This window comes from Bacillus sp. FSL W8-1141 (genome assembly GCF_038593205.1).
Lineage (GTDB): Bacteria > Bacillota > Bacilli > Bacillales > Bacillaceae > Bacillus > Bacillus altitudinis.
Map to the genome: position 1 here is coordinate 895666 of NZ_CP151973.1, position 6835 is coordinate 902500.

Below are 6835 nucleotides of genomic sequence, written 5' to 3' on the forward strand. Positions count from 1 at the left end.
GCTTTTGTATTTAAGCTTCTTTTTCTTCTGTCTCAATCTCACTATCTTTTGGGTGATACGTTTGGAAGCTTGTAATCAAAGTATCTAGATGCTCCAATTCATCACGGTATTCAATAATACTCGACATCACATTCAGCATATTGTAATCCAGCAAGTCGTTTTCTTGATTTTGTTGATGCTGAATAAATGATTTCGTTAATGCTTCAAGACGAAGAGAGCATTCATTCTGAAAATCATCGTCCTGCAGTTTCATTTTTCCAACAAACTTCATCAAGGTACGTTCATGCCAATAAAGCAAATAATCAATCTCATCTGTTAAGCTCTCTCTGAAATGCTCTGGCATCAAATGAATTTCATTTTCTAACTTATGAAGCTTTTTCAGCAAGTACAGCGCTCGATTAGACGTCATGATTGCCTGTCTGAATAAAACAAGCTTTCTAGATTTGACATAAGTTGTTTTCTTTAAATAGCTTCGTTCTTCTTTGTATAACAAGTAAATGTGATCTAATTTGATCATACGTTCTTTTATTTGATCGATGTCATCCTTTAAAGTGGAATGATCAGTAGACTGTCTGGAGCTCAGACGGATCCATTTTAAAATCTCCTCCGTATTTTCCATAATGTGATGAACAAGCTTTGTTTCATACTTTGGCGGCAGGAAAATCAAATTCACTAAAAATGAAGAAAGTACGCCTAACACCACAGTTGCTGTTCGAATTAAGGCAAAGGAAAGGAAATGATCCCCTGCACTTTCTAAAATCGCGATGACGGTTACGAGTGCAATCGGAATCGTGTGTTCAATCTTCAGCTTTAAATTAATCGCAATGACCATGACGGCAGTTAAGCCGATGATGACTGGTCCTGTGCCAAAAAGCAGACCGAACGTAATGGCAAGTGCTGCTCCAATAATATTGGCTTGCACTTGATCAACAATCGTTAAAAATGATCGATAAATAGATGGCTGGATAGCAAATACAGCTGCAATTCCCGCGAAGACGGGTGTCGGCAACCCAAGCCATGTTGCCAGGTAAAGCGCGAGTACAATGGCAATACCAGTTTTTAAAATACGGGCTCCAAGTTTCATTGGTTTTGTCCCTGCATTCCTTTCTTTTCGATAATAGATGACCACTTGTCATATATCATAAATATTTTGATGAAACAACTAAGTAATATACAGCGGTCTTCCGAAATATTCAAGTGATTTTTGAAAGTTCATGAAAACATCAAAAGAAGGTATTGAGAAAAAATGTAACAGATTCACTTGCTTTTGACAATCAAGAGCTGGTAAATAAAAAAACAGACGCATGAATTTACGTCTGTTTTTCTCCTCATTATGATTGTTTCAGTTGTTCAAACGCATGATCTACTGCTTTGAGCGTTTCAGAAATATCATTTTCAGTATGTGCAATGGTTAAGAACCATGCTTCATATTTAGAAGGCGCGAGGTTAATACCTTGTGCGAGCATGAATTTAAAGAAACGGGCGAACATTTCACCATCCGTATTTTCAGCCTGCTCGTAGTTCACAATCGTTTCCTTTGTAAAATAAATGGTGAGAGCACCTTTTAAACGATTCACTGTAATATCTACTTGATGTTTTTTTGCGTGGGCTAAAATTCCCTCTTCTAACATGGCCCCGAGCTGATCAAGACGTTCGTAGACCCCGTCTTCTTTTAACACTTCCAAGCATGCAATACCAGAAAGGATAGAGGCGGGATTACCTGCCATCGTACCAGCTTGGTAGGCTGGTCCAAGCGGGGCGACTTGCTCCATAATTTCTTTTTTGCCGCCGTAAGCGCCGATTGGAAGACCGCCGCCGATAATTTTACCTAATGCAGTGAGGTCAGGTTTTACTTGAAGCAAGTCCTGTGCACCACCATACATAAAGCGGAAAGCTGTAATGACTTCATCATAGATGACTAGAGCCCCTTTTTCATGAGTCAGGTCATTAACCTGCTGCAGGAAACCGTCTTTAGGCTCTACGATACCAAAGTTCCCGACAATTGGCTCAACAAGAACAGCTGCTACTTCATCACCCCAGCGGTCTAATGCTTCTTTGTAGCTGTCTATATCGTTGAATGGAACGGTAATGACTTCATTGGCAATACTTTTAGGCACGCCCGCTGAATCTGGTGTTCCTAAAGTGGAAGGTCCAGAGCCGGCCGCAACTAGCACAAGATCAGAATGGCCGTGGTAACATCCGGCAAACTTAATGATCTTTGTTCTGCCTGTATAAGCGCGAGCGACACGGATTGTCGTCATCACAGCTTCTGTACCTGAATTGACAAAACGAACTTTGTCCAAAGCAGGCATCGCTTCCTTCAGCATCTTAGCAAAAGTGACTTCATGCTTCGTTGGTGTTCCGTAAAGGACACCCGTCTCGGCTGCTTTCGTGATGGCTTTTGTAATATGAGGATGAGCATGTCCCGTAATAATTGGGCCGTATGCTGCTAAATAGTCGATATAACGGTTTCCGTCAACATCCCAAAAATAAGCGCCTTCGCCTTTTTCCATTGCAACAGGTGACCCGCCGCCCACTGCTTTATATGAACGAGATGGGCTGTTAACCCCTCCAACAATATGCTCCAGCGCCTCTTGATGTAATTTTTCTGATTCGGTGAATTTCATAAATAGCCTCCTATCTCAACGTATCACGTCGTCTATCATTATTTTAACATGCCGATGCAAGCGTCCTTAGTTGAATATCTTCTCGAAATTGGATAGGCTAATGAAAAAATAGGTTGGAGGGATTGTATCATGACAATCGAAGTGGGGCAGCAAGTACCTGATATTGAATTACTTGGTGATAATGGAGAGAAAGTAAAGCTCTCTGATTTTAAAGGGAAACACATTGTCCTTTATTTTTATCCAAAAGATATGACGCCGGGCTGCACAACGGAAGCCTGTGATTTTCGTGACCGCCATCAAAGCTTTGCGGAATTAGATGCTGTGATTATCGGCGTAAGCCCAGACGGTCAAGACAAGCACCAAAAGTTTAAAGAAAAACATGACTTACCTTTCCTGCTTCTTGTAGATGACGAACAAAAATTGTCTGAAGCTTTCGATGTGTGGAAGCTGAAAAAGAACTTTGGTAAGGAATACATGGGAATTGAACGCTCAACGTTTCTTATTAATAAAGAAGGAAAGCTTGTGAAAGAGTGGCGTAAAGTAAAGGTGAAAGATCATGTGGAAGAAGCGCTTGAGGAACTGAAAGCTCACGCTTAATATGTTGACGAGATGAGATCGGCAGTCGTGCCGGTCTTTTTTGTATAGAAGAATAGGTAAAAAAGAGGATTGTAATTGACAAAGTTTCGGCTCTGGGGGTACACTATTTATAAAGATTATAATATAAGAATATTTTTGAAAAGAGAGGTGCATGATGAAATGGCTGCTCACGAACTAAAAGATGCTTTAGACGCTCTAAAAGAAACCGGTGTTCGAATTACTCCGCAGCGCCATGCCATCTTGGAGTTTCTCGTAAATTCTATGACACACCCAACCGCGGACGATATATATAAGGCACTTGAAGGGAAATTTCCTAATATGAGTGTAGCAACGGTTTACAACAATTTACGAGTCTTCCGGGAATCTGGATTAGTAAAAGAATTAACGTATGGGGATTCCTCAAGCCGATTTGATTTTGCGACATCTGACCATTACCATGCGATTTGTGAAAACTGCGGAAAGATTGTTGACTTTCACTATCCTGGCCTTGATGAAGTAGAACAGCTTGCATCCCATGTGACAGGTTTTACAGTAAGTCATCATCGCTTGGAGATCTATGGCACTTGTCAAGAATGTGCAAAAAAAGAAAATCATTAATGAAAAAGCTGACCAGTTGAATGGTCAGCTTATTTTTATGACTTTTTTCGATTGTAGGATTCATCAAACTCTTTTCCTTCTAATGCTGGATCGAGTGTAAGTGGCTCTCTGCAATGCATGCACATGTCCACCCGCCCAAGCACTTTTGTTTCCTTCTCACAGCCTGGACATACGACACGGACTGCCTTCGTAGAAAGCATACCGATCCAAAAGTAAACGGCTGTACTCAATCCAATCGATAACACGCCGAGTAGCATAAAGAAGGTCGACAGCCAGACCGATTCCTTGAAGAACACACCGATATACATGATCAAAAAACCAACAAAAACCAAACTAAGTGCAAATGTTCTGATTTTATTAATCTTACTGGAGTATTTCGCCATCCCTAGTCCCCCTTATCTCCAATATAGCACATTTTACCTTTCTGTTTGAATTAGTTATAGAGTTTTGTGAATAAATTGCTTATAATGATTCAACGATCTTTTTTCATGTATTGAAGGAATTTTGATTCTATGAGGAGAAATACATAGCATTAGAGAAGAACCTTACACCCGAGTATTGGAGGAATCACTATGGAAAATCTTCTCCGTCCTATTTATCAAGAGAGAGCAAGTCATCCAGATACATTAGCTGTGATTATAGTAGAAAGAAGGCATAAAGTATCTTCTGAGACGGATAACTTTGATGCAGCGCTTCTAGTCATCGTAAAGGATGCGGAAGAACCGTTATTTATTAAGCACTATGAATCCGATCACCAGACAGCTTCTTTAAATGTTGTCACAGATGATCAGTTGAAGGAATGGATTACCTTAGGTACCAACAGGCGGATTATTGATTGGATTTTAAACGGAAAAGTCCTGTTTGATCGAAATGAATATATTTTCAACTTGATTGATGAACTGAGTACATTCCCGTTTTCTAACCGTAAGCTCAAAATTGGTTTAGAATATGGCAAGCTCATTCGCAGATATATAGAAGGAAAAGCATTTTTTGAATCAAATCAATTCCTCGATGCATATAATTCCATTGTGCATGCCCTGCATCATCTTGCGCGTATTGAAGTGATTGATAAAGGCTTCCACCCAGAAGTGACCGTTTGGAACCAAGTACGTCATATGGAACCGGAAGTATATAAACTTTATTCAGAGTTGATTGAAAGCCACGAAAGTCTTCATAAACGGTTAGAACTTTTATTCCTAGCGAATGATTTCTTGATTCATTCAAAAGCAGAAATTGGTGCGGCTCATTTGCGTCATGTCATGGAACAGCAGGATATTTGGCTGTTTGGCGAGCTTCTTGCACATCCTGATCTCAAACATTTCACACCTGATCTTAGTGTGATGATTGATTTCTTTGTGGAAAAAGGAATTGTGCTAGTAGAGCCAATTGAGACGAAGGGGCAAAAAATCTATCATCGAGGATATTTTGTTAAAAAAGATATTGACGTATGAATATTATGATGGTATATTATTAAACGTCGCTAATGAGCAACTGAGTTGCTTTTAAAGAAAAGCTGACAAAAAGAAATTCAGAAAAACACTTGACGCACACGGTGCTCAAATGTTATATTGAGAAAGTCGCTTCTGAGCGATAACGAAGATGATCTTTGAAAACTAAACAAGACAAAACGTACCTGTTAATTCGAGTTTTTATAAAAAAAATCCTATGATACATCATAGGTAGTCAGTCAAACGCTGACGAAAAACAAAACTTCGGTTTTGTACTTTTTCGGAGAGTTTGATCCTGGCTCAGGACGAACGCTGGCGGCGTGCCTAATACATGCAAGTCGAGCGGACAGAAGGGAGCTTGCTCCCGGATGTTAGCGGCGGACGGGTGAGTAACACGTGGGTAACCTGCCTGTAAGACTGGGATAACTCCGGGAAACCGGAGCTAATACCGGATAGTTCCTTGAACCGCATGGTTCAAGGATGAAAGACGGTTTCGGCTGTCACTTACAGATGGACCCGCGGCGCATTAGCTAGTTGGTGAGGTAACGGCTCACCAAGGCGACGATGCGTAGCCGACCTGAGAGGGTGATCGGCCACACTGGGACTGAGACACGGCCCAGACTCCTACGGGAGGCAGCAGTAGGGAATCTTCCGCAATGGACGAAAGTCTGACGGAGCAACGCCGCGTGAGTGATGAAGGTTTTCGGATCGTAAAGCTCTGTTGTTAGGGAAGAACAAGTGCAAGAGTAACTGCTTGCACCTTGACGGTACCTAACCAGAAAGCCACGGCTAACTACGTGCCAGCAGCCGCGGTAATACGTAGGTGGCAAGCGTTGTCCGGAATTATTGGGCGTAAAGGGCTCGCAGGCGGTTTCTTAAGTCTGATGTGAAAGCCCCCGGCTCAACCGGGGAGGGTCATTGGAAACTGGGAAACTTGAGTGCAGAAGAGGAGAGTGGAATTCCACGTGTAGCGGTGAAATGCGTAGAGATGTGGAGGAACACCAGTGGCGAAGGCGACTCTCTGGTCTGTAACTGACGCTGAGGAGCGAAAGCGTGGGGAGCGAACAGGATTAGATACCCTGGTAGTCCACGCCGTAAACGATGAGTGCTAAGTGTTAGGGGGTTTCCGCCCCTTAGTGCTGCAGCTAACGCATTAAGCACTCCGCCTGGGGAGTACGGTCGCAAGACTGAAACTCAAAGGAATTGACGGGGGCCCGCACAAGCGGTGGAGCATGTGGTTTAATTCGAAGCAACGCGAAGAACCTTACCAGGTCTTGACATCCTCTGACAACCCTAGAGATAGGGCTTTCCCTTCGGGGACAGAGTGACAGGTGGTGCATGGTTGTCGTCAGCTCGTGTCGTGAGATGTTGGGTTAAGTCCCGCAACGAGCGCAACCCTTGATCTTAGTTGCCAGCATTCAGTTGGGCACTCTAAGGTGACTGCCGGTGACAAACCGGAGGAAGGTGGGGATGACGTCAAATCATCATGCCCCTTATGACCTGGGCTACACACGTGCTACAATGGACAGAACAAAGGGCTGCGAGACCGCAAGGTTTAGCCAATCC

At 42.6% G+C, this 6835-nt stretch carries 6 protein-coding genes and 1 rRNA gene (1 of these 7 cut by a window edge); 4 read left to right on the top strand and 3 right to left on the bottom strand.

From position 1 onward, the window contains the following. Window positions 1-10: 10 nt before the first annotated feature. Window positions 11-1084, bottom strand: a complete 1074-nt coding sequence (locus NSQ52_RS04425) for an aromatic acid exporter family protein (protein ID WP_342473950.1) — start codon at window positions 1082-1084, stop codon at window positions 11-13. Between the two features lie 247 nt (window positions 1085-1331). After that, on the bottom strand, window positions 1332-2627 hold the full coding sequence (locus NSQ52_RS04430) for a glutamate-1-semialdehyde 2,1-aminomutase (protein WP_008341922.1): 1296 nt from the start codon (window positions 2625-2627) through the stop codon (window positions 1332-1334). Between the two features lie 129 nt (window positions 2628-2756). Between NSQ52_RS04430 and bcp the strand changes: the two genes are divergently transcribed. After that, on the top strand, window positions 2757-3224 hold the full coding sequence (gene bcp / locus NSQ52_RS04435) for a thioredoxin-dependent thiol peroxidase (RefSeq protein ID WP_160758146.1): 468 nt from the start codon (window positions 2757-2759) through the stop codon (window positions 3222-3224). Between the two features lie 159 nt (window positions 3225-3383). Then, a complete protein-coding gene (perR, locus tag NSQ52_RS04440) occupies window positions 3384-3821 on the top strand; it encodes a peroxide-responsive transcriptional repressor PerR (RefSeq protein WP_003217782.1) in 438 nt (145 codons plus the stop codon). A gap of 35 nt (window positions 3822-3856) precedes the next feature. Here the strand turns inward: perR and NSQ52_RS04445 are convergent, their stop codons facing one another. Then, window positions 3857-4204, bottom strand: coding sequence for a YgzB family protein (locus NSQ52_RS04445; protein WP_007496750.1), 348 nt, complete (start codon window positions 4202-4204; stop codon window positions 3857-3859). A gap of 189 nt (window positions 4205-4393) precedes the next feature. On the opposite strand from NSQ52_RS04445, the gene NSQ52_RS04450 reads away from it, so the two are divergent. Beyond that, the gene (locus tag NSQ52_RS04450; protein ID WP_025206981.1) at window positions 4394-5272 is read left to right on the top strand and encodes a nucleotidyltransferase-like protein; all 879 of its coding nucleotides are present in this window, start codon (window positions 4394-4396) and stop codon (window positions 5270-5272) included. A 274-nt stretch (window positions 5273-5546) separates the two neighbouring features. Beyond that, window positions 5547-6835 (top strand): 16S ribosomal RNA (locus NSQ52_RS04455) (it continues 260 nt past the right edge of the window).

Bases quoted from the DNA above. Each gene is read 5' to 3' on its own strand.
- NSQ52_RS04425 (WP_342473950.1), bottom strand. From the start codon at position 1,084: ATGAAACTTGGAGCCCGTATTTTAAAAACTGGTATTGCCATTGTACTC.
- NSQ52_RS04430 (WP_008341922.1), bottom strand. From the start codon at position 2,627: ATGAAATTCACCGAATCAGAAAAATTACATCAAGAGGCGCTGGAGCAT.
- bcp (WP_160758146.1), top strand. From the start codon at position 2,757: ATGACAATCGAAGTGGGGCAGCAAGTACCTGATATTGAATTACTTGGT.
- perR (WP_003217782.1), top strand. From the start codon at position 3,384: ATGGCTGCTCACGAACTAAAAGATGCTTTAGACGCTCTAAAAGAAACC.
- NSQ52_RS04445 (WP_007496750.1), bottom strand. From the start codon at position 4,204: ATGGCGAAATACTCCAGTAAGATTAATAAAATCAGAACATTTGCACTT.
- NSQ52_RS04450 (WP_025206981.1), top strand. From the start codon at position 4,394: ATGGAAAATCTTCTCCGTCCTATTTATCAAGAGAGAGCAAGTCATCCA.